The 26,967-nt window shown below is 41.0% G+C and carries 26 protein-coding genes and 2 pseudogenes; 19 read left to right on the top strand and 9 right to left on the bottom strand.

Annotated features, from left to right (window positions below):
* Positions 1-258, top strand: a pseudogene (locus tag ODU45_RS03550) (IS5/IS1182 family transposase); the annotation flags it as partial.
* Here the strand turns inward: ODU45_RS03550 and ODU45_RS03545 are convergent.
* From ODU45_RS03545 to ODU45_RS03530, 4 genes are all read right to left on the bottom strand, one after another.
* A complete protein-coding gene (locus ODU45_RS03545) occupies positions 255-1,973 on the bottom strand; it encodes a phospho-sugar mutase (protein ID WP_398579695.1) in 1,719 nt (572 codons plus the stop codon). The pseudogene ODU45_RS03550 and the gene ODU45_RS03545 sit on opposite strands and share 4 nt — an antisense overlap.
* Before the next feature lie 90 nt (positions 1,974-2,063).
* On the bottom strand, positions 2,064-2,633 hold the full coding sequence (locus ODU45_RS03540) for an ECF transporter S component (RefSeq protein ID WP_024402764.1): 570 nt from the start codon (positions 2,631-2,633) through the stop codon (positions 2,064-2,066).
* Positions 2,620-3,168, bottom strand: coding sequence for a phosphopantothenoylcysteine decarboxylase (gene coaC, locus ODU45_RS03535; protein WP_172029993.1), 549 nt, complete (start codon positions 3,166-3,168; stop codon positions 2,620-2,622). The genes ODU45_RS03540 and coaC overlap by 14 nt, the downstream gene beginning before the upstream one ends.
* Positions 3,161-3,856 carry a phosphopantothenate--cysteine ligase gene (locus ODU45_RS03530; RefSeq protein WP_172027058.1) on the bottom strand — a complete coding sequence of 232 codons (696 nt, stop codon included), beginning with the start codon at positions 3,854-3,856 and terminating at the stop codon, positions 3,161-3,163. The genes coaC and ODU45_RS03530 overlap by 8 nt, the downstream gene beginning before the upstream one ends.
* 299 nt (positions 3,857-4,155) lie before the next feature.
* Here ODU45_RS03530 and ODU45_RS03525 point away from each other — a divergent pair, with 299 nt between their 5' ends.
* On the top strand, positions 4,156-5,826 hold the full coding sequence (locus ODU45_RS03525; protein WP_398580782.1) for a formate--tetrahydrofolate ligase: 1,671 nt from the start codon (positions 4,156-4,158) through the stop codon (positions 5,824-5,826).
* 43 nt (positions 5,827-5,869) lie between these two features.
* On the opposite strand, the gene ODU45_RS03520 is transcribed toward ODU45_RS03525, so the two are convergent.
* On the bottom strand, positions 5,870-6,679 hold the full coding sequence (locus ODU45_RS03520) for a PrsW family glutamic-type intramembrane protease (RefSeq protein WP_024414644.1): 810 nt from the start codon (positions 6,677-6,679) through the stop codon (positions 5,870-5,872).
* A 215-nt stretch (positions 6,680-6,894) separates the two neighbouring features.
* Between ODU45_RS03520 and ODU45_RS03515 the strand changes: the two genes are divergently transcribed.
* On the top strand, positions 6,895-8,211 hold the full coding sequence (locus ODU45_RS03515) for an FAD-containing oxidoreductase (RefSeq protein ID WP_136671604.1): 1,317 nt from the start codon (positions 6,895-6,897) through the stop codon (positions 8,209-8,211).
* Between the two features lie 80 nt (positions 8,212-8,291).
* On the opposite strand, the gene ODU45_RS03510 is transcribed toward ODU45_RS03515, so the two are convergent.
* Both ODU45_RS03510 and ODU45_RS03505 read right to left on the bottom strand, forming a co-directional pair.
* The gene (locus ODU45_RS03510) at positions 8,292-8,417 is read right to left on the bottom strand and encodes a hypothetical protein (protein WP_266607587.1); all 126 of its coding nucleotides are present in this window, start codon (positions 8,415-8,417) and stop codon (positions 8,292-8,294) included.
* A gap of 38 nt (positions 8,418-8,455) precedes the next feature.
* On the bottom strand, positions 8,456-9,124 hold the full coding sequence (locus ODU45_RS03505; protein WP_398580781.1) for a PrsW family glutamic-type intramembrane protease: 669 nt from the start codon (positions 9,122-9,124) through the stop codon (positions 8,456-8,458).
* Positions 9,125-9,454: 330 nt separating this feature from the next.
* Between ODU45_RS03505 and ODU45_RS03500 the strand changes: the two genes are divergently transcribed.
* Genes ODU45_RS03500 through ODU45_RS03485 form a run of 4 tightly spaced genes read left to right on the top strand, consistent with a single transcriptional unit; the run spans position 9,455 to position 11,521 of the window.
* Positions 9,455-10,072 (top strand): DUF5052 family protein, encoded by a 618-nt coding sequence (locus ODU45_RS03500; RefSeq protein ID WP_024400873.1) that lies wholly within the window; start codon positions 9,455-9,457, stop codon positions 10,070-10,072.
* On the top strand, positions 10,073-10,582 hold the full coding sequence (locus ODU45_RS03495; RefSeq protein WP_398580780.1) for a GNAT family N-acetyltransferase: 510 nt from the start codon (positions 10,073-10,075) through the stop codon (positions 10,580-10,582).
* Entirely contained in the window at positions 10,572-11,225 is a 654-nt protein-coding gene (locus ODU45_RS03490) for a DNA alkylation repair protein (RefSeq protein ID WP_208561226.1), read from the top strand. Before ODU45_RS03495 ends, ODU45_RS03490 begins: the two co-directional genes overlap by 11 nt.
* An 8-nt stretch (positions 11,226-11,233) precedes the next feature.
* Positions 11,234-11,521, top strand: coding sequence for a DUF1905 domain-containing protein (locus ODU45_RS03485; protein ID WP_398580779.1), 288 nt, complete (start codon positions 11,234-11,236; stop codon positions 11,519-11,521).
* Between the two features lie 294 nt (positions 11,522-11,815).
* On the opposite strand, the gene ODU45_RS03480 is transcribed toward ODU45_RS03485, so the two are convergent.
* The gene (locus ODU45_RS03480) at positions 11,816-12,592 is read right to left on the bottom strand and encodes a glycyl-radical enzyme activating protein (RefSeq protein WP_024384400.1); all 777 of its coding nucleotides are present in this window, start codon (positions 12,590-12,592) and stop codon (positions 11,816-11,818) included.
* A gap of 131 nt (positions 12,593-12,723) precedes the next feature.
* On the opposite strand from ODU45_RS03480, the gene ODU45_RS03475 reads away from it, so the two are divergent.
* The 12 genes and pseudogenes from ODU45_RS03475 to ODU45_RS03420 all read left to right on the top strand — a co-directional run.
* Positions 12,724-13,467 (top strand): DeoR/GlpR family DNA-binding transcription regulator, encoded by a 744-nt coding sequence (locus tag ODU45_RS03475; RefSeq protein ID WP_114866534.1) that lies wholly within the window; start codon positions 12,724-12,726, stop codon positions 13,465-13,467.
* Positions 13,468-13,479: 12 nt separating this feature from the next.
* Positions 13,480-14,451 (top strand): sugar-binding transcriptional regulator, encoded by a 972-nt coding sequence (locus tag ODU45_RS03470; RefSeq protein WP_044673416.1) that lies wholly within the window; start codon positions 13,480-13,482, stop codon positions 14,449-14,451.
* A 189-nt stretch (positions 14,452-14,640) separates the two neighbouring features.
* Positions 14,641-14,964, top strand: a complete 324-nt coding sequence (locus tag ODU45_RS03465) for a PTS lactose/cellobiose transporter subunit IIA (RefSeq protein ID WP_024376531.1) — start codon at positions 14,641-14,643, stop codon at positions 14,962-14,964.
* Positions 14,965-14,996: 32 nt separating this feature from the next.
* Positions 14,997-15,302 carry a PTS sugar transporter subunit IIB gene (locus tag ODU45_RS03460; RefSeq protein WP_002935430.1) on the top strand — a complete coding sequence of 102 codons (306 nt, stop codon included), beginning with the start codon at positions 14,997-14,999 and terminating at the stop codon, positions 15,300-15,302.
* 12 nt (positions 15,303-15,314) lie between these two features.
* Positions 15,315-16,616, top strand: coding sequence for a PTS sugar transporter subunit IIC (locus ODU45_RS03455; RefSeq protein ID WP_398580778.1), 1,302 nt, complete (start codon positions 15,315-15,317; stop codon positions 16,614-16,616).
* Positions 16,617-16,767: 151 nt separating this feature from the next.
* Positions 16,768-19,212, top strand: a complete 2,445-nt coding sequence (locus ODU45_RS03450) for a glycyl radical protein (protein WP_398580777.1) — start codon at positions 16,768-16,770, stop codon at positions 19,210-19,212.
* Positions 19,213-19,226: 14 nt separating this feature from the next.
* Entirely contained in the window at positions 19,227-19,895 is a 669-nt protein-coding gene (locus ODU45_RS03445) for a fructose-6-phosphate aldolase (RefSeq protein ID WP_398580776.1), read from the top strand.
* A gap of 31 nt (positions 19,896-19,926) precedes the next feature.
* The gene (locus ODU45_RS03440) at positions 19,927-20,883 is read left to right on the top strand and encodes a glycerol dehydrogenase (protein WP_398580775.1); all 957 of its coding nucleotides are present in this window, start codon (positions 19,927-19,929) and stop codon (positions 20,881-20,883) included.
* 120 nt (positions 20,884-21,003) lie between these two features.
* A complete protein-coding gene (locus tag ODU45_RS03435; RefSeq protein WP_024384405.1) occupies positions 21,004-22,098 on the top strand; it encodes a glycerol dehydrogenase in 1,095 nt (364 codons plus the stop codon).
* A 167-nt stretch (positions 22,099-22,265) separates the two neighbouring features.
* Positions 22,266-23,342 carry an aspartate-semialdehyde dehydrogenase gene (locus ODU45_RS03430; RefSeq protein ID WP_398580774.1) on the top strand — a complete coding sequence of 359 codons (1,077 nt, stop codon included), beginning with the start codon at positions 22,266-22,268 and terminating at the stop codon, positions 23,340-23,342.
* Between the two features lie 72 nt (positions 23,343-23,414).
* On the top strand, positions 23,415-24,350 hold the full coding sequence (gene dapA, locus ODU45_RS03425) for a 4-hydroxy-tetrahydrodipicolinate synthase (protein WP_024400438.1): 936 nt from the start codon (positions 23,415-23,417) through the stop codon (positions 24,348-24,350).
* Between the two features lie 239 nt (positions 24,351-24,589).
* A pseudogene (locus ODU45_RS03420) lies at positions 24,590-24,862 on the top strand (MIP/aquaporin family protein); the annotation flags it as partial.
* Positions 24,863-25,081: 219 nt separating this feature from the next.
* Here ODU45_RS03420 and pepF read toward each other — a convergent pair.
* The gene (pepF, locus tag ODU45_RS03415; RefSeq protein ID WP_398580773.1) at positions 25,082-26,872 is read right to left on the bottom strand and encodes an oligoendopeptidase F; all 1,791 of its coding nucleotides are present in this window, start codon (positions 26,870-26,872) and stop codon (positions 25,082-25,084) included.
* Positions 26,873-26,967: the final 95 nt, after the last annotated feature.

Here is a 26,967-nt window from a genome sequence, read left to right as displayed (position 1 = left end):
GTATTTGGTAGGATGAAGGGTGTTTTTGGCGTGCGCAGAGTCCATGTCAGAGGTCAAAAGGTGGTTGAAACTGAGATAGGATTCCTCCTAATGAGCATGAATCTCACGAAATTGGCTAAGAAATTAGTCCAAGATAGTAGAAGCAGAAAGAAAAACACAGACAGTTCGGCTGAATTTCATCAGAATCAGCTCAATCTATCTGTGTTTTTTATTTACTGGCTAGTTTTTGCCCAGCCTCTTGTACTTTCTAATTCTTAACCAACAAAATCGTTGATTTCTTTTTCGATATTAGCGATTTTTTCTTCCGCTTCGGCAAGTGTTTCACCAACTGTTGCGATGTAGAATTTGATTTTCGGTTCTGTTCCTGAAGGACGAACTGCGAACCAAGAATCATCTGCCAAGGTGTATTTCAAGACATCTGATGGAGGAGTAGTGAGTTTTTCAACGTTTCCATCTTTGTCTGTCTTAGTTTGAAGGGCAAAGTCTTCAAAGACTGCGATGTCCGTTGCGTTGAATTGAGCTGGTGAGTTATCGCGGAATTTAGCCATGATTGCCTTGATTTGCTCCGCACCGTCTTTACCAGAAAGGGTAACAGAGATTGTTTTCTCAGCAAAGTAGCCGTATTCTTTGAAGATTTCATCGATACCGTCAGCCAAGGTCATACCATGTGAACGGTAGTAGGCAGCAATCTCAGCAACGATTAAAACGGCTTGGATAGCGTCTTTATCACGTACAAATGGCTTGATAAGGTAACCAAAGCTTTCTTCAAAACCAAACATGTAAGTGTAGTTGTGTTTTTCTTCAAATTCTTGAATTTTTTCGGCAATGAATTTGAAACCTGTTAAGACGTTGAACATGGTAGCGCCGTAGCTTTCAGCAATCTTAGTTACCAACTCAGTGGATACGATTGACTTAGCAAGGGCAGCATTTGCTGGAAGTGTACCTGCTTGCTTGTGGGCTTCAAGGATGTACTTAGCAATGATAGCGCCGATTTGGTTACCAGAAAGGTTCCAGTATGAACCGTCAGCTTGACGAACTTCAACACCAACACGGTCAGCGTCTGGGTCAGTTGCAAGAAGGACATCTGCACCGACTTCACGGCCCAATTCTTCCGCAAGGGCAAAAGCAGCTTGGCTTTCTGGGTTTGGTGAAGCGACAGTAGAGAAGTCAGGGTCAGCAGTTGCTTGTGCTTCAACAACTTGGACAGACTCAAAACCAGCCTGTGCAAGGGCACGACGAGCCAACATTTCACCCGTACCATGAAGTGGTGTGTAGACAATCTTCATGTCTTTACCGTATTCAGCAATCAATTCAGGGTTGATGTTGAGGTCTTTGAGTTCTTCAAGATATTTAACGTCAGTTTCTTCGCCAAGAACTGTAATCAAGCCATTTTCCTTACTTGCTTCAAGGTCAGCCAATTCAACTGTAAATGGATTGTCGATGGCACGGATGAAGTTGGTCAATGCATCTGCATCAGCTGGTGGCATTTGTCCGCCGTCTTCACCGTAAACCTTGTAGCCGTTAAATTCTTTCGGGTTGTGGCTGGCAGTCACCATGATACCTGCGATGGCATTGTAATGGCGCACAGCGAATGACAACTCAGGAGTTGGACGAAGGCTTTCAAATACATAAGATTTGATGCCATGTGCAGCCAAAACTTGAGCCGATTCAAAGGCAAATTCTGGAGAGAAGTGACGTGAGTCGTAAGCGATGGCAACTCCACGTTTTTTAGCTTCTTCACCTTTTGATTCTACCAATTTTGCCAAACCTTCTGTAGCTTGACGGACTACGAATACGTTGATGCGGTTGGTACCAGCGCCAATATAGCCACGCATACCAGCTGTACCAAATTCAAGATTTGTATAGAAGGCATCTTCTTTTGTTTTTTCATCCATTGCGACTAATTCTTCACGTAAGTAATCTGGAAGGTCCGCAAAGTCGAGCCATGTTTGATAGGTTTCTTGATAAGTCATCGCATATCTCCTTAAAAATTTTTCTATTAAACGCTTTCATTATACCATGTTTGAAAAGAAAAATCACGCTTTCACATGATTTTCTGATATTTATTTTTGAACTTTCTGTAAAACTGGAACGATAGCTATGGTTAAGAGACCGGAGATGGTTAATTCTGCAATAGAATTGAATGAGACGATACTAGCTAGTAACAATTTTATATCCCCAGCATATACATTAGAAAATAGGAAGAAGATACCAGTCAAGACAAAAATTGTATTTGTCAAGGTACCAGTAAGACCTGCTAGTAGGAGCCCCTTTTTGTTTTTCATCAATTTATAAACAAAATATGGTGTAACTCCGATTAAAATACGTGGAACTAAGGCAATCAGGATAGAATTGAAGTTTCCATGTTCTACGAAAGGAGAGAAAACATAACTCATCGGTGAAATGATGATACTATTCCGAATGATACTCATTATTCCCATAAAACCACCCAGTTGTGCCCCTAAGCGTGGACCGTAAAGAATGGAAGCGATGATGATGGGAATATGGGTAATAGTCGGTTTTATTGGCAAGATAAAATTAGCAAAAATCATCTGACTGACCACTTCAATGACAATCATGATTGTTAGAAATATTGCAAGAGTCGCAATATCCCTGGATTTATTTGTTTTCATTTAGAACCTCCATTACTTTGTTAAGAATCACATCAACTTCAGCAAGGGCACCTGTTCCAAAATCGCCACAGGCAAGGAGGGCTTCACGTGGTTTGATTTCCTCAAAGCCGTATTCTGTCAGGGTTTGAAGGTTTTTCTGGGTAGCAGGATTGAGGTACATGTTAGTATTCATAGCAGGTGCCAGCAGTTTTTTAGTACCAATTGGCAGAGCCAGAGCTGTTGCAGTAATAATGTTGTCAGCCATACCATTAGCTAATTTAGCTATCGTATTGGCAGAAGCAGGGGCAAGTAAAAATAAGTCTGTTTCTTTGGCAATATCGATATGCTTGATAAGAGTAGGATTTTCTTCAATCATGACATCTGTGTGAACCAGATTTTTTGACAAGGATTGGAGAGTCAAAGGTGTGATGAAGTCCATAGCAGAGCGACTCATGAGGACTGTAACCTGATGACCGAGCTTGGTCAATTGACTGGTTAGGTCAGCTGCTTTATAGGCTGAAATAGAGCCAGTAACGGCAAGTGTGATATTAGCCATTTTGTTCTCCTTTTTCTAGGGTATTTAAAATGAGCTGAGCAATTTCATCTTTTGTCAGTGCTTGAATTTCCCTTGTTTTATCAACTAAATAGGCAATGTGTTGATTTTCTCCAATATCCTTCAAGTCATTAGCAAGTATATAATCAGCGCCATTTCGTTCAATGCTTTGGCGAGCTACGGCAAATAATTCCTCCTTTGGAACATTAACCAATAGTTTGAAGCCAAAGAGTGTGATAGCTGGATTCCATTTTTTTACATAGGAAATGACCTTGGGAGTTTTTTTCAAGAAAAGAACTTGGTAGTCATCCTTGGATGAAATCTTACTTTCTGTATTCTGTTTTTTTAGTAGATTAGAGATGTCTTCAGTTGCTCTTAGTTCATCTAAACCAGTCATATAAACAGGTGTATAATCGGATACAGCCATGCTATGAATCAGGGCCTGATGTGTTTTGACTAAAGGTTCTAATGTTTCTTTCAAACTATCAACATTTGTGATTTCGATAATGGTTAAATTCTTCTGAGAATTTGGTTTAACAGCCTGTCTTGTAGTCACAAGAGTAACTTCATGACCACGTTTCAAGGCTTGTTCGGCAATGATTTTTCCAAGATTTCCAGAAGCATGGTTTGTAATAGCGCGGACTTGATCGATAGCTTCGCTTGTTCCGCCTGATGTAATCAATAGTTTCATGTTCATATTTTACTAGAATTTCTATTTTTCGTAAAGTTTGCACTAACTCATTTGCTAATAAATCTGTGACACTGGAAAATGATAACACTAATAAAAAATATAAGGACCAGCCTTAGACGGAAGTGTAGAGCTATGATATGATGAGAATACAGTTTTTAAAAATTTGTATCTATTTAAGTAAGAGAACCTGTAGTTTTTCTGAAAATTCCGTACGTTGGTGAATAAATAATAAAAAATATGCGAAAATAAGTTGAAGTATGGTATAATATCCATAAAAAATAAGGAAATTAGGTAGTCTCATGAAAACAGATATTGACATTGCACAAAGTATAACCTTGAAGCCTATCACAGAGATCGTTGAAAAAGTTGGTATCAGTTTTGATGATATTGAGCTATACGGAAAATACAAGGCAAAATTGTCTTTTGATAAAATCAATGCGGTCAAGGGAAATCCACTTGGCAAGCTGATTTTGGTGACGGCTATCAATCCAACGCCTGCTGGTGAAGGCAAGTCAACGGTGACCATTGGTCTGGCGGATGCCCTGTCTAAAATTAGCAAGAAAACCATGATTGCCCTCCGTGAGCCTTCTTTGGGACCTGTCATGGGAATCAAAGGTGGAGCAGCAGGTGGTGGCTATGCTCAGGTTTTGCCAATGGAAGACATCAATTTGCATTTTACAGGCGACATGCATGCCATTACCACAGCAAACAACGCCCTTTCAGCCTTGATTGATAACCATATCCATCAGGGGAATGTGATTGGGATTGATCAACGTCGTATTATCTGGAAACGTGTTGTGGACCTCAACGATCGTGCCCTTCGTAAAGTAACAGTTGGCTTGGGTGGTCCGCTCAATGGTATTCCTCGTGAAGATGGATTCGATATTACCGTAGCTTCTGAAATCATGGCGATTTTGTGCTTGGCGACGGACATCGATGACTTGAAAGAACGTTTGGCAAATATTGTTATCGGTTATCGTTTCGATCGCAGTCCTGTCTACGTGCGTGATTTGGCGGTGGAGGGTGCTTTGACCCTTATTTTGAAGGACGCTATTAAACCAAACCTTGTCCAAACCATCTATGGCACGCCAGCCTTTGTCCATGGTGGTCCATTTGCTAACATTGCCCACGGCTGCAACTCAGTCCTGGCAACAACAACCGCTCTGCGATTGGCTGACTATACCGTCACAGAAGCAGGCTTCGGGGCTGACCTTGGAGCAGAGAAGTTCCTTGACATTAAGGTGCCGAACTTGCCTAAGGCTCCTGATGCTGTAGTGATTGTAGCGACTTTGCGTGCGCTAAAAATGCACGGTGGTGTAGCTAAGACAGAACTTTCTGTTGAAAATGTAGAGGCAGTCAAAGCTGGTTTTTCTAACTTGAAGCGTCACGTTGAAAATATCCAGAAGTACGGTATTCCAGCGGTGGTTGCTATCAACGAATTCGTCTCAGATACAGCTGATGAAATTGCAGCTTTGAAAGAACTTTGTGCTGAAATTGGCGTACCTGTCGAGTTGGCAAGTGTTTGGGCAAATGGCGCTGATGGTGGTGTTGAACTGGCTGAAACAGTTGTTGCTACTATTGATAACCAAGCAGCCAACTACCAACGTCTCTACAAGGCTGAGGATAGTTTGGAAGAAAAAGTGACCAAGATTGTTACGCAAATCTACGGTGGTAGTGGAGTCGTCTTTGAGAAGAAGGCTCGTAACCAGCTGGCTGAATTTGCTAAGAATGGTTGGAATAAGTTGCCAGTCTGCATGGCCAAGACCCAATACAGCTTCTCAGATAATCAGTTTGCCCTTGGTGCACCAACAGGATTTGACATTACAGTCCGTGAATTTGTGCCAAAATTAGGTGCAGGCTTTATCGTTGCCTTGACTGGAGATGTCATGACCATGCCTGGTTTGCCAAAAGCTCCCGCAGCTCTCAACATGGATGTGGCAGCAGACGGGACAGCTATCGGCTTGTTCTAACAAGAATGAATATAAAAAATCCGCTCAAAGGCGGATTTTTTGTCTATTCAGATAGTTTCTCAACCGTTTGATAGGCAAGTAAGCCAAGGAAAATACTCAACATAGGAAATACCGTCTGGAAGATACCAGTGTTGAATGGTGAATTAAAGAGGAAGTGAATTCCAAAGCTTGCACCAATCCAAAATACTCCCTGTGCTTTTGATATGCCTGTATTTTTCGTGAGAAGGGCTACTAAACCAATAGCAAAGAGAAGCGTGAAAACCCAATGGGCCCAACCAGCTTGACCAACGCGTTCAAGAATGGTTTCAAAGCCGTCTAACTTATTCATGAACATGTCTCTAAAAACAAAGGTGATGTCTTCCACGATTTGGAAACCTAATCCAACAATCACTCCGCTTACCAATGCATTTTTTAGTGTCATTTTTCTACAAATAAGCAGTACAAGTAGAACAGTCAGCCCTTTACCGATTTCTTCTGCCAATGGACCTGAAATAGCTGCGCCCCAGTCATTTAGGAAATTATTACTAGCTTTAACAATTTCGAGCAGGAAATATCCAATAGCTGTATGTCCAAGTTCAGAAAAAGAGATGCTACTTGTTAAGCCTAAAAGCCAGCTAAGACCTATAACTTGTTTTGAGATGTTATAGCGTTTAGCTAAGTAATATGTCAGTACTAGTAGGGGAATGAGGTAGATAGCGACCAAGGAAATGGTTAGGAAAAAGAGAGGATATTTAGCTTCCATGCCATTTGGCTTACCGAATTCTCCGAAGATAATTTTGCAACCGTTGACAAATCCAATCGTTGCTAAGATGATTGGAATATAGGTTCTACACGTTTGAAATTTTTCTTTCATAGTTTTACCTTTCTGTATTAATAAACTAGTGTATAGATACATTATATCAAATGTGGATGCATTTTGTCTATAATTCACCTATTTTTTATCTAAGCCTTCTCAGTTATTGTAATGTTTTTTCCTGCAACTAGGACTCCATAATAGGCCGTAGCAGAATTGTGCCAAAAATTTTCTTTTTTGATAGACTAATGTTGAAAAAATGAAAGGAGTATTTTATGGAACAATATGATTTAGTAGTCATTGGTTTTGGAAAGGCTGGTAAGACCTTGGCAGGTAAGCTGTCAGCAGCTGGGAAGAAAGTTGCCTTAGTAGAGGAAAATCCTGCTATGTTTGGCGGGACTTGTATCAATATCGGCTGTATTCCAACCAAGACTCTCTTGGTAGCTGCAGATAAAAACTGGACTTTCGAGCAGGTCATGGAGCAAAAGGAAACAGTCACCACTCGCTTGCGGAACAAAAACGAGGCGGTCTTAAAAGGCAGTGGTGCTAGTTTGTACCAAGGACACGCGCGTTTTGTGGCGGATAAGGTTGTGGAAGTGTCAGCTGGTGAGGAATCCATCCAACTGACTGCTGAAACGATTGTCATCAATACAGGTACTAAGTCGCGCGTGCTACCAATTCCAGGTTTGTTGGATACAGCTCACGTGTATGATAGTACAGGTATTCAGAACTTGGAAACTCGTCCTGATAAGTTGGCTATTATCGGCGGAGGTAACATCGGTCTGGAATTTGCTGGACTCTACAGCAAACTCGGTAGCCAGGTGACGGTATATGAAGCCAGCTCTGCTATTTTACCAAGAGAAGAGGAAGTAGTTGCCAAGTTAGCCAAGGAGTATATGGAAGAAGCTGGCGTGACCTTCGTCTTGGGTGCGAAAATCGAGCAAGTAGCAGCTGCGGGCGAGCAAGTTGCTGTGACGGTTAATGGCGAAACGGCAGTCTTTGATGCTGTCCTCTATGCGACAGGTCGTGTGCCGAATACCGCTGACTTGGGCTTGGAAAATACGGCGATTGAGCTTTTGGAAAATGGTGCTGTCAAGGTGGATGACTACTGCGAAACCACCGTTCCAGGTGTCTATGCAGTGGGCGATGTCAATGGCGGTCCACAATTCACTTACACATCCCTAGACGACTTCCGTATCGTCTTCGGCAAGTTGACTGGAACAGGAACTTATAGCTTGAGCCAACGTAAGTCTATTCCAACCAGTGTCTTTATTACGCCTGTGCTTTCTCGTGTCGGTCTGACCGAGAAGGAAGCTAAGGAAGCAGGTTACGACTACATTGCCAATGAACTGCCTGTTGCCAATATGCCACGTGCCCATGTCAATAATGATCTCAAAGGTATTTTCAAGGTTATCGTGGATAAGGAAAGTAAGCTAGTTCTGGGTGCAACTCTCTTTGGTCGCAATTCAGAGGAGCTGATTAACTTGATTGCTATGGCAATTGACAATAAGATTCCTTATACCTACTTCAAAACGCAGATTTTCACCCATCCGACTATGGCTGAGAATTTGAATGATGTTTTTAATTTTTGAGGCATAAGGGAGGTGAGTCTCTTGTATTGGTTGAGGCTGCCTTTTCTAGACTAGTATCCATTTTCATTGAGTGAACATTCTTAAGACCGTCCGAAAGGGCGGTTTTTATAATTATCTGCGATTTCTTGGACAGATTGGAAGGGGATAAAGATTGATAATAGATATTGATGAATCAATAACCATTTCGAATACTTGGTTTGTAACATAATAAAAGCCTGTCAATGCAGGCTTGTTTTAGTATGTGTTACTGGTGGTGCTGAGTCGTTTCAATTTGGTCTACTTTGAAAAATGCAGCAAGTGCCACGCAGAAACTAAAGCAGAGCATGAGAACGGTTATTTCACCAGAGTCAGATGTTAGTCCTTCGTTGAATGGAGTATTCAAGAAAAAGTGTGCTAAGACGGCCATTAGCATCCAGAAAAGTCCTTGTTTTTTAGACATGCCACTATTTTTTGAGACGAGAGCGACCAAACCGACTGCGAATGCAAGGGAGAAGGCCCAGTGAGTTCCACCAGCGTGAAGCATACGTTCGATAAGAGTGGCGAAGCCATCTGCTTTAGATTTAAAGATTTGTTGGAAGACATAGAGACCGTCTTCAATAATTTGGAAACTCAAACCTACAATCATACCGCTGACTATGGCATTTTTTAGAGTAAGTTTTTTGAGCAAAAGGAGTACAAGTAGTACAACTAGCCCCTTACCAAACTCTTCATGGAAGGGGGCGGTGACAGCTGCTCCCCAGTTTTGGATAAATGTTTGAGGTGGTTTGACGATGAATAACCAAAAAGCTCCTAAAAGTGTTTGACCAATACCAGAGAAGTAAAAACTAGCTGTTATACCCAAAATCCAACTGAGATGGATAACTTTTTTAGAAATATCAAAACGTTTCGCTACATAACGAATGATAAGAATCATAGGGAGGACATAAAGTGCAACTAAGGAAATAGTTAGAAAGAAGAGAGGATATTTTCCGTCCATTCCATCCGGTTTCCCAAAAAAGGTAAGAAGAACTTTACAGCCAGAGAAAAAACTCCAAACGGCTAGAAAAATAAGTAGCTTCATTTTGTGTTTAGCACAGAATTGTTTCATAAAAATGACTTCCTTTATATTAATTTAGTAGATGTCAGTTATCCTACTTTTCTATAATTTATCATAGCCATCTTTTTATTATCTCAGTTCTATCTATTTTTTCTCGGTTTTTGTATTCCGTGATATAATAAGTAAAATATGTTGGAGGACTATTATATGAAATTGCAAAAGAAAATCATGTTATCTGTTGTTCTTGGTTTGAGCCTTGTTAGTTTGTCTGCCTGTCAGTCAATTTCTAACTGGTGGAAAAATACCAAGGAAGAATGGATTGGTTTGGAGATGACGGTACGGACATACGATGAAAATTCTCAATTGATAGATGAAATGTCTGGTAAGTCCCTATCGATTTCGCGGAATCAGGAATTTGACTCGGTGGATGCCGAAGGCTATTCCAATGCGGATTCGTCTGTCTTGAAGGTGACACTTGGGAATTACGAAATTGACCACGTAGGCTCATCTTTGATTGCAGCAGAAGAAGGTTTGGAAGATTTGTATGCGAAATATCAGACCACAGTAGATATTGCAAATTACGATCGTGCAATTCCGCTTGTTAACCGTATGGTATCTAGTCTCAAAAATGATTTTACAGGTAAGGCAAAGGTGGTTTTGATTCGTTCGCAAAACGGAACCCCGCTTGCTACTTATGTAGGTGATAAAGTGTCTCTTTATGCATCTGATGCACCTAAGACTTCTGAACTCTTGATTGATGGCAAACGGTTAATTATCTACCGTTGTGATTATACAATTTATGATAGAGAATTATTGGAGAACTAGATGATAGACATTCGTTCCGCAAGGATAGAGGATGCTGCAGACCTTGTGGCAATTTATGCTCCTTATGTAGAAAAGACCGCTATTACCTTTGAAACAGAAGTGCCGACTGTCGAAGCCTTTGCAAGTCGAATTGAAAAGACCTTGGAGAAGTTTCCCTATCTGGTCGCAGTTGAAGAGGGAGCTCTTGTAGGTTATGCCTGTGCTTCAACCTACTATGCCCGTGCGGCTTATGATTGGACGGTGGAATTATCTGTATATATCAAGCAGGAAGCACGTGGAAAAGGAATTGGAACTCTTCTCTACAATGCTTTGGAAAGGGAACTGATAGCGCGTGGTTTTAAAAATTTCTTAGCCTGCATTGCCCTACCAAACCCAGCCTCGCTTGCTCTCCATGAGAAGAGGGGCTATGAACAGGTAGCTCATTTCAAAAAAGTTGGTTATAAATTTGATACATGGCATGATATTGTCTGGCTTCAAAAATCTCTTGTAGGTAAGCAAAATGAAGATTGAAGAATTAGAAAAACGCTTGTTGGCTGTGGCGGATGCCAGTCAGGCCCAGCCTATGAAAGCCTATATGAAGAATCACTTTGACTTTCTAGGTGTTAGGACACCTGATCGTCGAAAAGTTGCTAGGCAATTTTTCAAAGAATCTAAGGCTCAGGGAATTGACTGGGACTTTGTAGAGGCTTGCTGGTCTAAGCCCTACCGTGAGTATCAGTATATCGCCATTGATTACCTGGTCACCAAGAAAAAAGATTTGGTTCTAGCTGATTTACCCCGTTTGAAAAAACTGGCTCAAAGCAAGTCTTGGTGGGATAGTATTGACGGCTTGGACAAGTTAGTTGGTAAGATTGTATTGGACAATCCAGAGGCCAAGCAGACCATTTTGGAATGGAGTTTGGATGACGATTTCTGGTTGAGGCGAATTGCCATTGACCACCAGTTATTGCAAAAAGAAAAGACGGATACGGAACTGTTGGAACAAATCCTGATCAATAATCTCAATCAGACTGAATTTTTCATCAATAAGGCAATCGGCTGGAGTTTGCGGGATTATTCTAAAACCAATCCTGACTGGGTGCGGACTTTCCTTGACAAATATAGTTCCCAAATGGCAGGTTTGTCCATTCGTGAGGCAAGTAAATACATCTAGGAGGAGCCATGTCTAAAGTTTATGAATTTGAAGCAGTCATTCATCCCGTACCAGACAAGGGCGGAGCTTATGTCATCTTTCCCTATGATATACGAGAAGAGTTTGGCAAGGGGAGGGTAAAGGTACATGCCAGATTTGATGGTCATCCCTATGATGGCTCCATTGTCAATATGGGAGTTAAGGATGAAGCAGGCAATATCTGTTACATTATTGGCGTTCAAAAGGCTATTCGAGCGACTATTGGAAAACAGGCTGGTGATAGAGTACAAGTAACCATTCAAGAACGAATGGAGTAATCAGGCTTGCAAATCCTTGAGATTATGGTAGAATAGATTCATGCGATGAGCCGAGTAGTGACTTTGTCACATTCGACGCTAGGGAGGTCTTCATTTAATTGAAACGCAGGAGCGGACCTTGAATAGTTGTGTGAACCTTCTATTCTCATCGGAAACGATGCCCTTGCCCACCCTTGAGGTGGGCTTTTTTTGCATACTAATATGCTTCAGATAATCTATCGGAAGCATATTTCAGTATGTATTTCTATAGGAGTGCTATTGGCTCAGCCGAGGAAGTTTTTGTATTTCTCAAAGTTAGAAATAGCAGTTGATATTATGCTTGATGAAGATTGCTTGATAGTCTTTTAAATCTTCTGGATGGAGAGCCTTGACATCGGTCATAGCATAGGTTCGATTGAGAAGTTTATACTTATTTTCTCCAAATTGATGGAAGGGGAGTAGTTGAACTTTGTCAATCTTGAGTTGATTAAAGAGACAGGCGAATTGTTCAGCATCTTCAAGGGAATTATTAAAGTCAGGGATAACAGGGATACGTAGGACGATTTCTTTCCCGATGGAAAAGGCGTATTGGATATTTTGTATAATAAGGTTATTGTTGACGCCGGTGACTTTTCTATGAGAAATTGTATTGTAATGTTTTAAATCAGTATAGATAAAGTCAACGTATTGGATAAGGTCAACAAATTTGCGGTGTTCTACGAAAGCGGTGGTTTCAATAGCGGTATGAAGGCCGTGTTTTTTTGCCTCCATAAGAATAGCTTTCGCAAACTCATATTGGGCAAAAATTTCTCCGCCAGACAGCGTGAGCCCACCACCAGATTCTTCATAAAAATCAATATCTTTCATGACTTCGGATATGATGTCATCAACAGATTTTTCTTCTCCCATGATGGTCATTTTTTTACTAACAGCATCAAGCATGGGTTCAGGTTTTCGTTTTTGAGATTCTGGATTTGCACACCAAGGACAACGTAGGGGGCAGCCTTTCAAGAAAACCGTCGTACGTATACCAGGACCGTCATGGAGCGAAAAATGTTGAATGTTAAAAATAATGCCTTTTCGTGTATTCATGCTCTTTCTCCTTTTCGATTAATTTGATTTTATCACACAAAAGAAAGTTTTACAATTACGAACGTAAGTTAAAAAGTTGCAAATAGTTGAAAAAGAGTCAAAATTTGATAGAATAATGATGAGGTGATGAAATGGAACGATTAGATAAAATTATACAACTGGTATCACAACATGAAAAAATAGATGTCAATAGTTTGGCGGAGCAACTGGAGGTTTCTAAGGTAACCATCCGTAAAGATTTGGATAAGTTAGAATCAAAAGGTTTATTACGTAGAGAACACGGCTATGCTGTTCTAAATAGTGGCGATGACCTCAATATTCGAATGTCCTTTCGCTATGACGTAAAAAAACGAATTGCAAAAGAAGCAGCAAATCTTATTGCCGACAATGAAACGATTATGATAGAGTCTGGCTCAACTTGTGCTCTCTTGGCAGAAGAAATTTGCAAAACCAAGAGAAATGTGACCATCATAACAAATTCTTATTTTATAGCCAATTATGTGCGACAATATGATAGCTGTCAGATTATTTTATTGGGTGGTGAGTTTCAAAAAGATTCCCAAGTAACAGTTGGGCCGCTCTTACATAAAATGATTCAGTTTTTCCATGTTGATAAGGCTTTTGTAGGAACTGACGGCTATGATAGTGAGCATGGTTTTACAGGTAAAAACTTAATGCGAAGCGAAGTAGTACAGTACATGTCTGACGTTGCTGAAAATATGATTGTGCTAACAGATTCTAGTAAATTTACAAAACGAGGGACAGTACGCAGATTTGGTTTAAGTCAAGTTGCTCAGGTCATTACAGATACGTCGATTTCTGAAGATCTTGTCAAAGAATTAGAAAATGCTAGAGTCACAGTAAGGCTAGTTTAGGTTGGGGGCAGTATGAAGCAAGAAAAAAGAAGGCAGTTGGCAAAAATAGCCTATCTTTATTACGAAGAGGGGAAAAGCCAAGCTGAGATTGCTGCTGAGACAGGAATTTATAGAACGACAGTCAGTAGAATGTTGACCAAGGCTAAGTCAGAAGGCATTGTAAAAATAGAAATTCAAGATTTTGATAGGCGCCTATACCGACTTGAAAAATATGTTCAAGAAAAATATGGATTAAAAGGTTTAGAACTGGTTGAAAACAGCACCGATGAGGACCAGCTTGATTTAGAAAATCGTCTGGCACAGGCTGCAGCCGATATGCTTACCAATCTAATTGATGATGGAAAGAAAGTTGGTTTTTCATGGGGGAGAAGCCTCAGTCTTATTGTAGATAAGATAGGGAATCATCGTATGAAAGGTGTCAAATTTGTTCCAATAGCTGGCGGTCCAAGTCATATCCACGCACGTTATCATGTGAATACTCTGATTTACGATATGGCCAATAAATTTCGTGGAGAATGTAGTTTTATCAATGCGACGATTATTCAGGAGAATCAAGAACTCGCTCAAGGTATTCTTTCTTCTAAATATTTCGAGGAGCTACGTGCTGACTGGAAGGACTTAGATGTAGCAGCAATCGGTATTGGCGGCCGAGTCGATGAAAAAAATCGTCAGTGGTTAGATATGTTGACGACAGATGATTTTCAAGCCTTGTCAGATGAAGGTGCAGTCGGTGAAACCTGCTGTCGTGGCCTGAATCAATACGGTCAAGCTGTCGTTGAGGATTTGCAAAAGAGGACCATTGCCATCTCTTTAGATGATTTAAAAGAAGTTCCAGATACCATAGCTCTTGCATATGGGGAGGAAAAGGCCCAAGCCATTTTAGCTGTATTGCGAGCTGGCTACATTCATCATCTGGTAACAGATGAACGAACCATCGTAAAAGTTTTAGAACTGGATAATGATGAGCACGTCCATACAAATTAGCAAGAGAATGCTTCAATCGCTTAAAGGTGGTTGAAGTATTTTTTATCCCCAAATATGCACAAAAGTGCAAAAATAAATTAAAACAGAAAATGTTCTATAAATATATTTACGCTATAAAGAGAAAATGATATGATTTACTTACGAAAGAAATATAATAACTTACAAACAAAACAAATTGGAGGAAAAGAAATGGAAATGATTATTGCAGATCAATTGATCATGGGATTGATTATTTATGCTGGAGATGCGAAAAGTCACGCCTACCAAGCTTTATCGCTTGTCAAAGCAGGTGAAGAAGAGCGAGCAGAAGAGGAATTAGAATTGGCAGATGCAGCATTATTAGAAGCTCACAATATGCAGACAAAATTCTTAGCACAGGAAGCTGGGGGAGCAAAATCTGATATTACAGCACTATTTGTCCATTCGCAAGATCATTTGATGACATCTATTACAGAAATCAATTTGATTAAAGAAATCATTGATTTGCGTAAAGAACTAAAAAAAGTTGGCTAAAACAAAAAAATTATATTTAGGAGGAAACCGAAATGGTTAAAATCGCTCTATTTTGTGCCGCTGGTTTTTCTACAGGCATGTTGGTAAACAACATGAAGATTGCAGCAGCAGACGCAGGTGTCGAAGTAGAAATCGACGCGCATTCTCAAGGGAAAATTGCAGATTACCTTGACGAAATCGATGTAGCTTTACTGGGACCACAAGTAGCATATACGCTTGATAAGTCAAAAGCGCTCTGTGATGAAAAGCAAGTCCCTATTGCCGTGATTCCAATGGCAGACTACGGGATGTTGGACGGGAAAAAAGTTCTTCAATTGGCACTCAGCATGGTTTCATAAAGGAGTATGGTCATGTCCAAAATTGATACACAAAAAATTATTGTCCCAATCATGAAATTTGTGAATATGAAAGGGATCATCGCTCTAAAAGATGGTATGTTGGCTATCTTGCCTTTAACAGTAGTTGGTAGTATTTTCTTAATTTTGGGGCAATTGCCTTTTGAAGGCTTAAATGCTGCAATAGCTTCTATATTGGGAGCGGAATGGACTGAACCGTTTATGCAAGTCTATAGCGGAACCTTTGCAATTATGGGCTTGATTTCTTGTTTTGCGATCGGCTATTCTTATGCCAAAAATAGTGGAGTTGAGCCTCTCCCTGCGGGTGTACTGTCCTTGTCTTCATTCTTTATCCTCTTGAAATCATCTTATATTCCAGTTGATGGAGAACCAATCGGTGATGCCATCGCAAAAGTATGGTTTGGTGGTCAAGGAATTATCGGTGCGATTATTATTGGTTTGGTAGTGGGCGCTATCTATACGACTTTTATTCAGCGTCATATTGTTATCAAGATGCCTGAACAAGTACCGCAAGCTATTGCCAAGCAGTTTGAAGCAATGATTCCAGCTTTTGTCATCTTTTTGCTATCTATGATTGTCTATATTGTTTCCAAGATGGTGACAAACGGTGGTACATTCATTGAAATGATTTACGATGTGATTCAAGTGCCATTACAAGGTTTAACAGGTTCATTACCAGGTGCGATTGGAATTGCTTTCTTCATTTCCTTCCTCTGGTGGTTTGGTGTACATGGTCAGTCAGTTGTCAATGGTGTCGTTACTGCTTTACTATTGTCAAACCTCGATGCCAATAAGGCCCTTTTAGCAGCAGATAAATTGTCTCTGGAAAATGGCGCCCACATAGTGACCCAACAATTCTTGGATAGTTTCTTGATCATGTCAGGTTCAGGTATTACCTTTGGTATTGTTTTTGCAATGCTATTTGCCGCAAAATCAAAACAATATAAGGCTCTTGGTAAGGTAGCGGCCTTTCCTGCACTCTTTAACGTAAATGAACCAGTCGTCTTTGGTTTCCCAATTGTGATGAATCCTGTTATGTTCTTACCATTTGTCCTGGTACCGATTTTAGCGGCTTTCATTGTCTACGGAGCAATCTCAATAGGCTTTATGCAACCATTTTCAGGTGTGACCTTACCATGGTCTACCCCAGCAATCATTTCTGGTTTTATGGTGGGTGGTTGGCAAGGTGCAGTTGTTCAAATCATTATTTTAGCTGTCTCAACTATTGTTTATTTCCCATTCTTCAAAATCCAAGATAAGATTGCCTATGAAAGTGAAATGAAAGAAACAGTTTAGTCAATGATGTCAGACAAAAGAGTTGCACAAATGTGCAGCTGGCTTCGGAAATCTTAGCTCTCACTAGCATCAATTGACAATAACCCCTATTACAGGATATACTTAATTTACAAACGAAACAAAATTAAGTTTCGAAAGAAAGGGTAAGACTATGAAAACAGTGACTGAAGTAGCTGGCACTAGCATTAAAACTGAGTATTTTGGAAGTCTGACAGATCGGATGAACAAATACAGAGAAGATGTCCTTGATAAGAAGCCCTATATTGACGCGGAACGGGCTGTTTTAGCAACAAAAGCCTATCAAGAACATAGAGAAAAACCCAATGTTTTAAAAAGGGCCTATATGCTCAAAGAAATATTGGAGAACATGACGCTTTATATTGAGGAAGAAAGTCTGATTGCAGGTAACCAAGCTTCTTCAAATAAAGATGCTCCCATCTTCCCAGAATATACCTTAGAGTTTGTATTGAATGAATTGGATTTATTCGAAAAACGGGATGGGGATGTCTTCTATATTACCGAGGAAACCAAGGAGCAGTTGCGCAGCATCGCTCCATTCTGGGAAAAGAATAATCTTCGTTCACGCGCAGGTGTCTTACTTCCAGAAGAAGTTCAAGTTTATATGGAAACTGGCTTCTTTGGTATGGAAGGTAAGATGAACTCTGGCGATGCCCACTTGGCTGTCAATTACCAAAAGGTATTGGAACAAGGTTTGCGTGGTTTTGAGGAGCGAGTTCGTGAAGCAAAGGCTAATCTCGATTTGACGGATCCTGCAAGTATTGATAAATATCATTTCTATGATTCAATCTTTATCATCATTGATGCGGTGAAAGCATACGCAGATCGTTTTGTCGCCTTGGCTACTGAATTGGCAGAGAAAGCTCCAACCGCTCAACGCCGTCAAGAACTACTGGAGATTGCACGGATTTGTGCGAAGGTTCCGTATGAACCTGCTGAAACATTTGCAGAGGCAGTGCAATCTGTCTGGTTTATCCAGTGTATCTTGCAAATCGAGTCAAATGGACATTCTCTATCCTATGGACGTTTCGACCAATACATGTATCCGTATGTGAAAGCTGATTTAGAAGCCGGACGTGAAACGGAAGACAGCATCGTCGAACGCTTGACTAACTTGTGGATTAAGACCATTACTATCAACAAGGTTCGTAGTCAATCGCATACCTTCTCATCTGCTGGTAGTCCACTATACCAAAATGTAACCATTGGTGGACAAACACGTGATAAGAAGGATGCTGTCAATCCACTTTCTTGCTTAGTATTGAAATCTGTTGCCCAAACACACCTGCCACAGCCAAACTTGACTGTTCGCTATCATGCAGGCCTAGATGCTCGCTTCATGAATGAATGTATTGAAGTCATGAAACTTGGTTTTGGTATGCCTGCCTTCAACAACGATGAAATTATCATTCCATCCTTTATAGAGAAAGGTGTCTTGGAAGAGGATGCCTATGACTACAGTGCGATTGGCTGTGTAGAAACGGCTGTTCCTGGTAAATGGGGCTACCGTTGTACAGGTATGAGCTATATGAACTTCCCGAAAGTTTTATTGATTACCATGAATGATGGTATCGATCCTGCATCAGGCAAACGGTTTGCACCAGCCTTTGGTCACTTCAAAGATATGAAATCCTTTGAAGAGCTTGAAACGGCATGGGAAAAGACACTTCGTCATCTAACACGGATGAGTGTTATCGTTGAAAATGCAATTGACATTGCTTTAGAAAGAGAAGTACCAGACATTCTCTGCTCGGCTCTAACAGATGACTGTATCGGTCGTGGCAAGCACCTGAAAGAAGGCGGAGCAATTTACGATTACATTTCTGGTCTGCAGGTTGGGATTGCCAATTTATCTGATTCTCTAGCAGCAATCAAAAAATTAGTCTTTGAAGAAGGACGATTGGCTCCAGAAGAATTGTGGCATGCTTTGGAAACAGACTATGCTGGGGAGCGTGGTAAAGAAATCCAGGAAATGTTGATTGAAGATGCACCAAAATATGGTAACGATGATGATTATGCAGACCAATTGGTAACAGCAGCGTATGATATTTATATCGATGAGATTGCCAAATATCCAAATACTCGCTTTGGTCGTGGTCCGATTGGTGGTATCCGTTATTCAGGTACATCATCCATTTCAGCAAACGTTGGACAGGGGCGTGGTACCTTGGCAACTCCAGATGGTCGAAATGCAGGTACACCGTTGGCAGAAGGTTGTTCTCCATCACATAATATGGATAAAAATGGACCGACATCCGTTTTGAAATCAGTTGCCAAATTACCAACGCATGAAATTGTTGGAGGCGTTCTGCTCAATCAGAAGGTCAATCCACAAACACTTGCCAAAGAAGAAGACAAACAAAAATTAATTGCCCTCTTGCGGACATTCTTTAACCGCTTGCATGGCTATCATATTCAGTACAATGTTGTCTCTCGAGAAACCTTGATTGATGCACAACTACATCCTGAAAAACACCGTGATTTGATTGTCCGTGTAGCAGGTTATTCAGCATTCTTCAATGTATTGTCGAGAGCAACACAAGACGACATCATTGGTCGTACAGAACATACATTGTAAAAGAGGTTATTATTATGGAATTCATGCTGGACACCTTAAATATAGAGGAAATACGAAAATGGGCTGAGGTTTTACCCCTTGCGGGGGTGACCTCAAACCCAACGATTGCGAAGAAAGAAGGTGACATTGACTTTTTTGAACGTTTGCACCTTATCCGTGACATCATCGGTCCAAATGCTTCACTACATGTGCAAGTTGTGGCAAAGGATTATAAAGGGATTTTGGCAGACGCTAAAAAAATTCGTGAATTGGCACCGGAAAATGTCTATATTAAGGTTCCGGTAACGCCTGCTGGTTTGGCTGCTATGAAAACATTGAAAGCGCAAGGCTATCAGATTACAGCAACAGCGATTTATACCGTTTTTCAGGGCTTGTTAGCTATTGAAGCGGGTGCAGATTACTTGGCACCGTACTACAATCGCATGGCCAATCTGAATATTGATTCGAATGCGGTCATTGCTCAGTTATCAGAAGCGATTGACAGGGAGTGTTCAGAAAGTAAAATTTTAGCGGCGTCATTCAAAAATGTAGATCAAGTGAACCAAGCATTTGCAAATGGGGCGCAGGCTATTACGGCAGGTGCAGATGTATTTGAAGCAGCCTTTTCTATGCCATCAATTGAAAAGGCGGTAAATGATTTTGCAGATGATTGGTCTGCCATTCATGGAAGGTATACTATCTAAACAGTTCTATATTAAAAAATAAGGGGGCACTATGAAACAATTCTCAGGTCTTTCACGCACTATCCAAGGAAATCATCTTTTAGACACTTGTGCGATTGGCATTTTGAAAATAGGTCATCGCCCCCTTGTTTTATGTGCAAAACAGGAGTATAATACGACTGTAGAAAACTTTGTGAAAGTTTTAACTTGTCACGGACTCATTGTTAAAATAACCTATATGGAGGAGTGGGACCAGAACTTGGTTGAAGAATGTGGGGAAGTTGGTTTCCGACATTGTGCAGACCATATTATTGGCATTGGTAATAGTTCTGTGGCAGCTTGTACAAAGGCTGTTGCGGATTTACTAGACTTGCCAGCTGTTCTTATACCGACTTCACCGTTGACCACTCTGCCTCGGGTATCGGTGGAAAATATGAAAAGAGAGCGACCATTGTTTAATGAGTCCATCCAGCTAATTATAGCGGATAGGGACCAATTATTGACACAACCTACCTTGGAGTTGATGAATGGAGTGGTCAATACTCTTCTTTATCTGGCAGCCATAAAAGAAGTAAAAAGAAATCATCTATTCAGTTTGATAGATGATATTCTTATCAGAGGTTTTGAAAGCGTTTTATTTAATAGTGGCCTTCAAGCTATAGAGGATTTTGAAGCTCGGATATTATCAAAAGAAGTACAAGATGTCTTAGAAGTTCTTTCTACTTGTGTGACATTAGACCTACCTGGTGATGCTTGGGATGTTATTCAACAAATAGAATCAAAGCTCAGCGAAAGAAGAGAGGATTTAGTGGATGAGCCATTGAAACGAAATCTTGTCCTCTACTTGCTTCTGACCTATTTGACTCAGGAATCAGAAGAATTTCAAGCCAGGCTGAAGTGGTGTCAACAGTTGCTTTTGTCTGCCAACTCTAGCAATCTATCGTCGCTGGAGGCAGTTTTCAAGGAAATTGCACTAGAGATGGGAGAAGATTGCTCGACACGTTGCTAGTAGGCATCGCTGTACAATGGCAATATTTAAAATACGGGATCATGCCTCTTGCTTTCGGCAATGCTAACTGTCGTTTATTACTTAATATAACACTATCTATTATTTCAAGGAGGAATTCTTATGAAAGTATTTGCAAGTCCATCTCGCTATATTCAAGGTAAACATGTTCTTTTCCAAGGTGCAGAAGCTATCGGAAAATTGGGAACAAAGCCTTTGATTCTTTGTGATGATTTAGTATATGGGATTGTCGGTGAGAAGTTTTTGTCCTATCTCGTTGAAGAAGGGATGCAAGTCCATCGTGTTGCCTTTAATGGAGAAGCATCTGACAAGGAAATCCAGCGCGTCGTAGAAATCGGAAAAGAACAGGCTAGTGACGTCGTAATCGGTCTAGGTGGTGGCAAGACGATTGACTCAGCCAAGGCGATTGCTGATTTACTAGGAGTGCCAGTCGTCATTGCTCCAACTATTGCTTCAACAGATGCTCCGACATCTGCTTTATCTGTCATTTATTCTGAAGAAGGGGCGTTTGAACGCTATATTTTCTATAAGAAAAATCCAGATCTTGTCTTAGTAGATACAGCGATTATTTGTCAAGCACCGCCACGTCTTTTGGCTTCTGGTATTGCGGATGGCTTGGCGACGTGGGTAGAAGCGCGTGCTATTTTACAAAGCAATGGAACAACAATGGCAGGAGGAGGTCAGACACTTGCTGGTATCGCTATTGCACAAGCCTGTGAACAAACACTCTTTGAATACGGACTGCAAGCTATGGCCAGCTGTGAAGCCAAGGTTGTGACAGCTGCTTTAGAGAATATTGTTGAAGCAAATACCTTGCTAAGTGGTTTAGGCTTTGAAAGTGCAGGCTTGGCTGCGGCGCATGCGATACACAATGGATTCACCGCCTTGGAGGGAGACATTCACCATTTGACACATGGTGAAAAAGTGGCTTATGGGACCTTGACCCAGCTCTTCTTGGAAAACCGTCCGAAAGAAGAATTGGAAAAATACATCCGTTTCTATCAAGCCTTGAATCTTCCAACAACTTTGGAGGAGTTACATTTGGCTGATGCTAGTTATGAAGATCTATTGAAAGTCGGCCAACAAGCGACGATTGAAGGAGAAACAATTCACGGTATGCCATTTGCTATTTCAGCAGAAGATGTAGCAGAAGCTCTGATGGCTGTTGACTACTATGTTCGCTCATTAGATAAATAAGAATAGCATTAACAGTTGAGTATGTCCATCTAAACTTGGAATAGAGGTTCGAAGTAATTGCCTTGGGAAATTCTTTCTCAGGGCTTTTCATTTGAAAAAATTATGATATAATTGTTAAATATAAAATATTTAGAAAATTTTGAAGAATTGACTTAAAGGAGATTTCTATGGCCTATGTAGTAGCTGTTGTTGGTGCCACTGGTGCAGTCGGTGCCCAAATGATTAAAATGTTGGAAGAGTCAACACTTCCAATCGAGAAAGTGCGTTTCCTTGCTTCTGCCCGTTCAGCAGGCAAGACTTTGCAGTTTAAGGGACAGGATATTGTCATTGAAGAAACAACAGAAACAGCCTTTGAAGGAGTGGATATTGCCCTCTTCTCAGCTGGTGGCTCTACATCTGCCAAGTATGCTCCTTACGCTGTAAAAGCAGGAGCTGTAGTTGTTGACAATACCTCTTACTTCCGTCAAAATCCAGATGTTCCGTTGGTTGTTCCTGAGGTAAATGCTCACGCACTGGATGCCCACAATGGTATCATTGCATGTCCAAACTGCTCAACCATTCAAATGATGGTTGCCTTGGAGCCTGTTCGTCAGAAATGGGGCTTGGAGCGGATCATCGTATCTACTTATCAGGCAGTTTCTGGAGCTGGTATGGGAGCTATCTTGGAAACGCAAGCTCAATTGCGTGCAGTCTTGAATGATGGTGTAGAGCCAAAAGCTGTAGAAGCAAACATTCTTCCTTCTGGAGGCGATAAGAAGCACTACCCAATCGCTTTCAATGCTATTCCGCAAATCGACCTCTTCACTGAAAATGACTACACTTATGAAGAGATGAAGATGACAAAAGAGACTAAGAAAATCATGGAAGATGACAGTATTGCTGTTTCTGCAACCTGCGTCCGTATTCCAGTCTTGTCTGCCCACTCTGAGTCTGTTTACATTGAAACTAAAGAAATTGCACCGATTGAAGAAGTGAAGGCAGCTATTGCATCCTTCCCAGGAGCTGTTTTAGAAGACGATGTGGCTAATCAAATTTATCCGCAAGCCATTAACGCTGTCGGTAGCCGTGATACCTTTGTTGGTCGTATCCGTAAAGATTTGGATAAGGAAAACGGTATTCACATGTGGGTTGTTTCTGACAACTTGCTCAAAGGTGCTGCATGGAACTCTGTTCAAATCGCTGAAACCCTTCATGAGCGTGGTCTAGTTCGTTCAACGGCAGACTTGAAATTTGAATTGAAATAATTTCATTAATCCAAAGTACACAAAAGGCTGCACTCAGCCTTTTTTAGCAACAATCAGTAAGAGAGGAAGCCTATGTCTATTCAAGATTTACGTGATGTAAAAATTATTACAGCAATGATTACCCCTTTCAAAGAAGATGGCTCGATTAATTTTGAAGTTTTACCCGAATTGATTGAGCATCTGTTGTCCCATCACACAGAAGGGATTTTATTAGCAGGAACAACTGCCGAAAGTCCAACCCTGACACACGAAGAAGAACTGGAACTATTTGGTGCTGTGCAAAAAATTGTCAACGGTCGTGTTCCTTTGATTGCAGGTATCGGTACAAATGATACGCGCGACTCGATTGAGTTTGCCAAAGAAGTGGCGGCATTCGGCGGCTTTGCGGCAGGTCTTGCCATTGTGCCATATTACAACAAACCCTCTCAAGAGGGAATGTATCAGCACTTCAAGGCTATTGCGGATGCCTCTGATTTGCCAATCATTATCTACAATATCCCAGGTCGTGTCGTGGTTGAAATGACGCCAGAAACCATGTTACGTTTGGCTGAGCATCCAAACATCATCGGTGTTAAAGAGTGTACCAGCCTTGCCAACATGGCTTACCTAATTGAGCATAGACCTGACGACTTCTTGATTTATACAGGTGAGGATGGCGATGCTTTCCATGCAATGAACTTGGGAGCAGATGGTGTGATTTCTGTTGCATCTCACACGAATGGTGATGAGATGTATGAAATGTTTACAGCCATCGAACAACAAGATATTCGAACAGCAGCTGCTATTCAACGCAAATTCATCCCGAAAGTCAATGCCCTCTTCTCCTATCCAAGTCCTGCACCAGTTAAGGCAGTTCTCAACTATCTTGGATTTGAAGTTGGTCCACTCCGCTTACCGTTGGTTCCATGCCCAGAAGAAGATGCCAAACGCATTATCAAAGTAGTCGTTGACGGCGACTACGAAGCAACCAAAGCAACCGTAACAGGAGTCGTACGACCGGATTATTAAAAACGTCCAGTGGACGTTTTTAACCCGAGCTCAAAAACCCGAAAGCGAGGCTTGTTCGGGGAACTGTTTCAGATGGTCACCAAGAAATACGAAAGTGACCACAGAAGACCCGAGCCCAAAAATACGAAGGCGAGCTAGTCCAGTGGACTATTCTTACCTGAGCTTGAAAATAAAAAAGCGAAGTAATTTAAGGTGAGCCTTGAAATAAGGGAGCGAGCAACGTCTGGGGGACATTTACAATTAGCGAAGCAATCGGAACCTTTGTTTTGGTCTTGGGATTACTGGCTTTCGGTCAGTATGATTTTCCTACAGGTCTTGGCACTTTAATCGTCGGTGGTTTGATTGTTTCTCTCGGAGTTTCTCTTGGTGGTCCGACAGGATATGCCCTAAACCCTGCGTGTAAGCTTGGTCCTCGTATTATGCATGCCATCCTTCCATTGAAGCACAAGGGAGATTTGGATTGGAGTTATGCTTGGGTACCAGTAGTTGGTCCAATCATCGGAGGCTTGCTACTCTCCTTTATGGTCTCATTTTTAAAAAAATATCCTTCTCTAATCAGCAATTTCTAGTGAAAATTTTTGTTTTTTCACTGTCCACTATAAGGGGAGTATATCAAATGGTTAGGGAAGTTTTTTTATTACATAGATACCCAATAAGGGAGGAATTGGTCTTATGGAGAAAACAAGCAAACAAAAAAGACCTGAACAAGTTGTTCAAGCCTTTAAGAGTAATTAGATTAAGGATTCCAATTTATCCACCAAGGAACCAACATAGGCGATGGTTTCTTTGAGTGGTTGGTCAGTTGAAACGTCGACACCTGCGTGTTTAGCAAGGTCTTGGGCAGAAAGACTTGCACCGAGTGACAAGGTTTCCAACCATTTTTCAACAACTTCTTCAGGATGTTCTTCCAATTGCTTAGCCATAGCCGTACCGATGGTCAAACCAGCTGAGTAGGTATATGGATACAAACCAATGTAGTAGTGCGGTTGACGCATCCAGATAAGACCTGCATCGTCACCGATTTCAAAGTCTTCACCCCAGAATTCCTTGATGACATCCAACTTGATTTGGCAGAGAATATCACCATTGAGGTATTCTTCATTGTCCAAACGAGTGTAGACTTCACGTTGGAAGGCTGCTTCAAGCAAGTGAGTGACCATGTTGTGGAAGTAAGTACGGCTGATCAACTCGCTAATCAAGTAAGCTTGGAAGCCAGGGTCTTGGTTGTTTTTCAAAAGGGTGTTACATGTCAAGACTTCATTAGCTGTAGAAGGAGCCTCGATGAAGTAGAGGGATGGATCGTAGCTGAGGACGCTTTGTTTCTTAGCCAATTGGAAATGACCAGCATGACCCAATTCGTGAGCCAATACCAAGACTTCGTTCATCAAACCTGTCCATGAAAGTAGGATATAGGATGGTCCATCGTAAAGAGTAGCACAGAAGCCACCAGTAGCCTTACCTTCGTTTTGAGCAAAGTCAATCCAACGTTCATCAAATGATTGTTCAATCATTTTTACATAATCTTCTCCAAGAATACCCAAGCAGTCAATCAAGAATTGTTTGGATTCTTCAGGAGTAATGCGTTGATTGTATTCAGATGGTAGACTGATTTTCAAGTCAGCATGAGTGATTTTATCCAAACCATGAGCCTTAGCAACCAATTTGACATAGCGACGCATGTGAGGAGCCAATTCTTTCATGATGACATCAATCTGACGGTCAAAGAGATCACGAGAGACATTTTGACTATGCAAGAGGAAGTCGATCGTATTGTCAAATCCACGCAAACGAGCTTCGATTTGCTCGTTTTTGATATGAGACAAATAAGTTGTTGCAGTTGTATTCTTGTATTTTTTCAAGGTTGAATAGAAACCAGCAGCTGAATTGCGACGGATTTCGGTATCATGGCTGAGTTCATAATCATTTTCAAAGAGCACATAGCTATTGCCGAGCGTTTCGCCATTTGCCTCGAAGTTATCAAAGGTCATATCTTCAAACTTGGTCACACCGTAGTTATTATATGGCTGACCAAAGGTTGGTGCGAAGTTTGAGAGAAGTTCTTCCTGTAGCGGATGGAGTTGATGCGGCTTATCACGTAGGATTGCATCGAAGAAAGCAGCCCATTGTGGTTGTTCTTCTTTTAATTCAAGAAGAAAGGCTTCATCTAATTGACCAAGTTCTGAATAGAGGAAATCTCGTTGAGGACGTGCCTTGGCAGAAACGAGGTCGTATTCGTTGGCCAGGCTCGCCAATTCAATATTCATCTTGTCAACTTCTAATGGCAAAAAGGCATAGTGGGAAAGACTGCTATCAAGAATAACGATTTTTTCGTATTCTGTTAAGGCGGAAACGATGGTATCCTTATCAGTTAGCTTCCCTTTGTAATTCGATTCGAAAGCTGTCACTTGCTTAGCGTAGGCTGCCAAATTTTCTTTGTAGTTATCAGGGGTCGGAAATAGAATGTCCGTATCCCAAGTTAATTGCACATCAATTTCTTGACGTTTAGGCATTGCGTTTGTCATGATTTTCTCCTTATTTCATTTTAATAGGTCCATTATATCATACTAAAGGGCTTTCAGCGAAAATAAGCCAAGGCAAAATTTATGAAAAAGAATAC

It is taken from the genome of Streptococcus sp. 2022WUSS135 (assembly GCF_044427045.1).
GTDB lineage: Bacteria > Bacillota > Bacilli > Lactobacillales > Streptococcaceae > Streptococcus > Streptococcus hashimotonensis.
The sequence above is the reverse complement of the archived record's forward strand: the minus strand, read 5'-3'. Positions and strand labels throughout refer to the sequence as shown.

Coding starts and splice junctions, on each gene's coding strand:
- ODU45_RS03545 (WP_398579695.1), bottom strand. CDS start 1,973: ATGACTTATCAAGAAACCTATCAAACATGGCTCGACTTTGCGGACCTT.
- ODU45_RS03540 (WP_024402764.1), bottom strand. CDS start 2,633: ATGAAAACAAATAAATCCAGGGATATTGCGACTCTTGCAATATTTCTA.
- coaC (WP_172029993.1), bottom strand. CDS start 3,168: ATGGCTAATATCACACTTGCCGTTACTGGCTCTATTTCAGCCTATAAA.
- ODU45_RS03530 (WP_172027058.1), bottom strand. CDS start 3,856: ATGAAACTATTGATTACATCAGGCGGAACAAGCGAAGCTATCGATCAA.
- ODU45_RS03525 (WP_398580782.1), top strand. CDS start 4,156: ATGAAAACAGATATTGACATTGCACAAAGTATAACCTTGAAGCCTATC.
- ODU45_RS03520 (WP_024414644.1), bottom strand. CDS start 6,679: ATGAAAGAAAAATTTCAAACGTGTAGAACCTATATTCCAATCATCTTA.
- ODU45_RS03515 (WP_136671604.1), top strand. CDS start 6,895: ATGGAACAATATGATTTAGTAGTCATTGGTTTTGGAAAGGCTGGTAAG.
- ODU45_RS03510 (WP_266607587.1), bottom strand. CDS start 8,417: ATGTTACAAACCAAGTATTCGAAATGGTTATTGATTCATCAATATCTA.
- ODU45_RS03505 (WP_398580781.1), bottom strand. CDS start 9,124: ATGATTCTTATCATTCGTTATGTAGCGAAACGTTTTGATATTTCTAAA.
- ODU45_RS03500 (WP_024400873.1), top strand. CDS start 9,455: ATGAAATTGCAAAAGAAAATCATGTTATCTGTTGTTCTTGGTTTGAGC.
- ODU45_RS03495 (WP_398580780.1), top strand. CDS start 10,073: ATGATAGACATTCGTTCCGCAAGGATAGAGGATGCTGCAGACCTTGTG.
- ODU45_RS03490 (WP_208561226.1), top strand. CDS start 10,572: ATGAAGATTGAAGAATTAGAAAAACGCTTGTTGGCTGTGGCGGATGCC.
- ODU45_RS03485 (WP_398580779.1), top strand. CDS start 11,234: ATGTCTAAAGTTTATGAATTTGAAGCAGTCATTCATCCCGTACCAGAC.
- ODU45_RS03480 (WP_024384400.1), bottom strand. CDS start 12,592: ATGAATACACGAAAAGGCATTATTTTTAACATTCAACATTTTTCGCTC.
- ODU45_RS03475 (WP_114866534.1), top strand. CDS start 12,724: ATGGAACGATTAGATAAAATTATACAACTGGTATCACAACATGAAAAA.
- ODU45_RS03470 (WP_044673416.1), top strand. CDS start 13,480: ATGAAGCAAGAAAAAAGAAGGCAGTTGGCAAAAATAGCCTATCTTTAT.
- ODU45_RS03465 (WP_024376531.1), top strand. CDS start 14,641: ATGGAAATGATTATTGCAGATCAATTGATCATGGGATTGATTATTTAT.
- ODU45_RS03460 (WP_002935430.1), top strand. CDS start 14,997: ATGGTTAAAATCGCTCTATTTTGTGCCGCTGGTTTTTCTACAGGCATG.
- ODU45_RS03455 (WP_398580778.1), top strand. CDS start 15,315: ATGTCCAAAATTGATACACAAAAAATTATTGTCCCAATCATGAAATTT.
- ODU45_RS03450 (WP_398580777.1), top strand. CDS start 16,768: ATGAAAACAGTGACTGAAGTAGCTGGCACTAGCATTAAAACTGAGTAT.
- ODU45_RS03445 (WP_398580776.1), top strand. CDS start 19,227: ATGGAATTCATGCTGGACACCTTAAATATAGAGGAAATACGAAAATGG.
- ODU45_RS03440 (WP_398580775.1), top strand. CDS start 19,927: ATGAAACAATTCTCAGGTCTTTCACGCACTATCCAAGGAAATCATCTT.
- ODU45_RS03435 (WP_024384405.1), top strand. CDS start 21,004: ATGAAAGTATTTGCAAGTCCATCTCGCTATATTCAAGGTAAACATGTT.
- ODU45_RS03430 (WP_398580774.1), top strand. CDS start 22,266: ATGGCCTATGTAGTAGCTGTTGTTGGTGCCACTGGTGCAGTCGGTGCC.
- dapA (WP_024400438.1), top strand. CDS start 23,415: ATGTCTATTCAAGATTTACGTGATGTAAAAATTATTACAGCAATGATT.
- pepF (WP_398580773.1), bottom strand. CDS start 26,872: ATGACAAACGCAATGCCTAAACGTCAAGAAATTGATGTGCAATTAACT.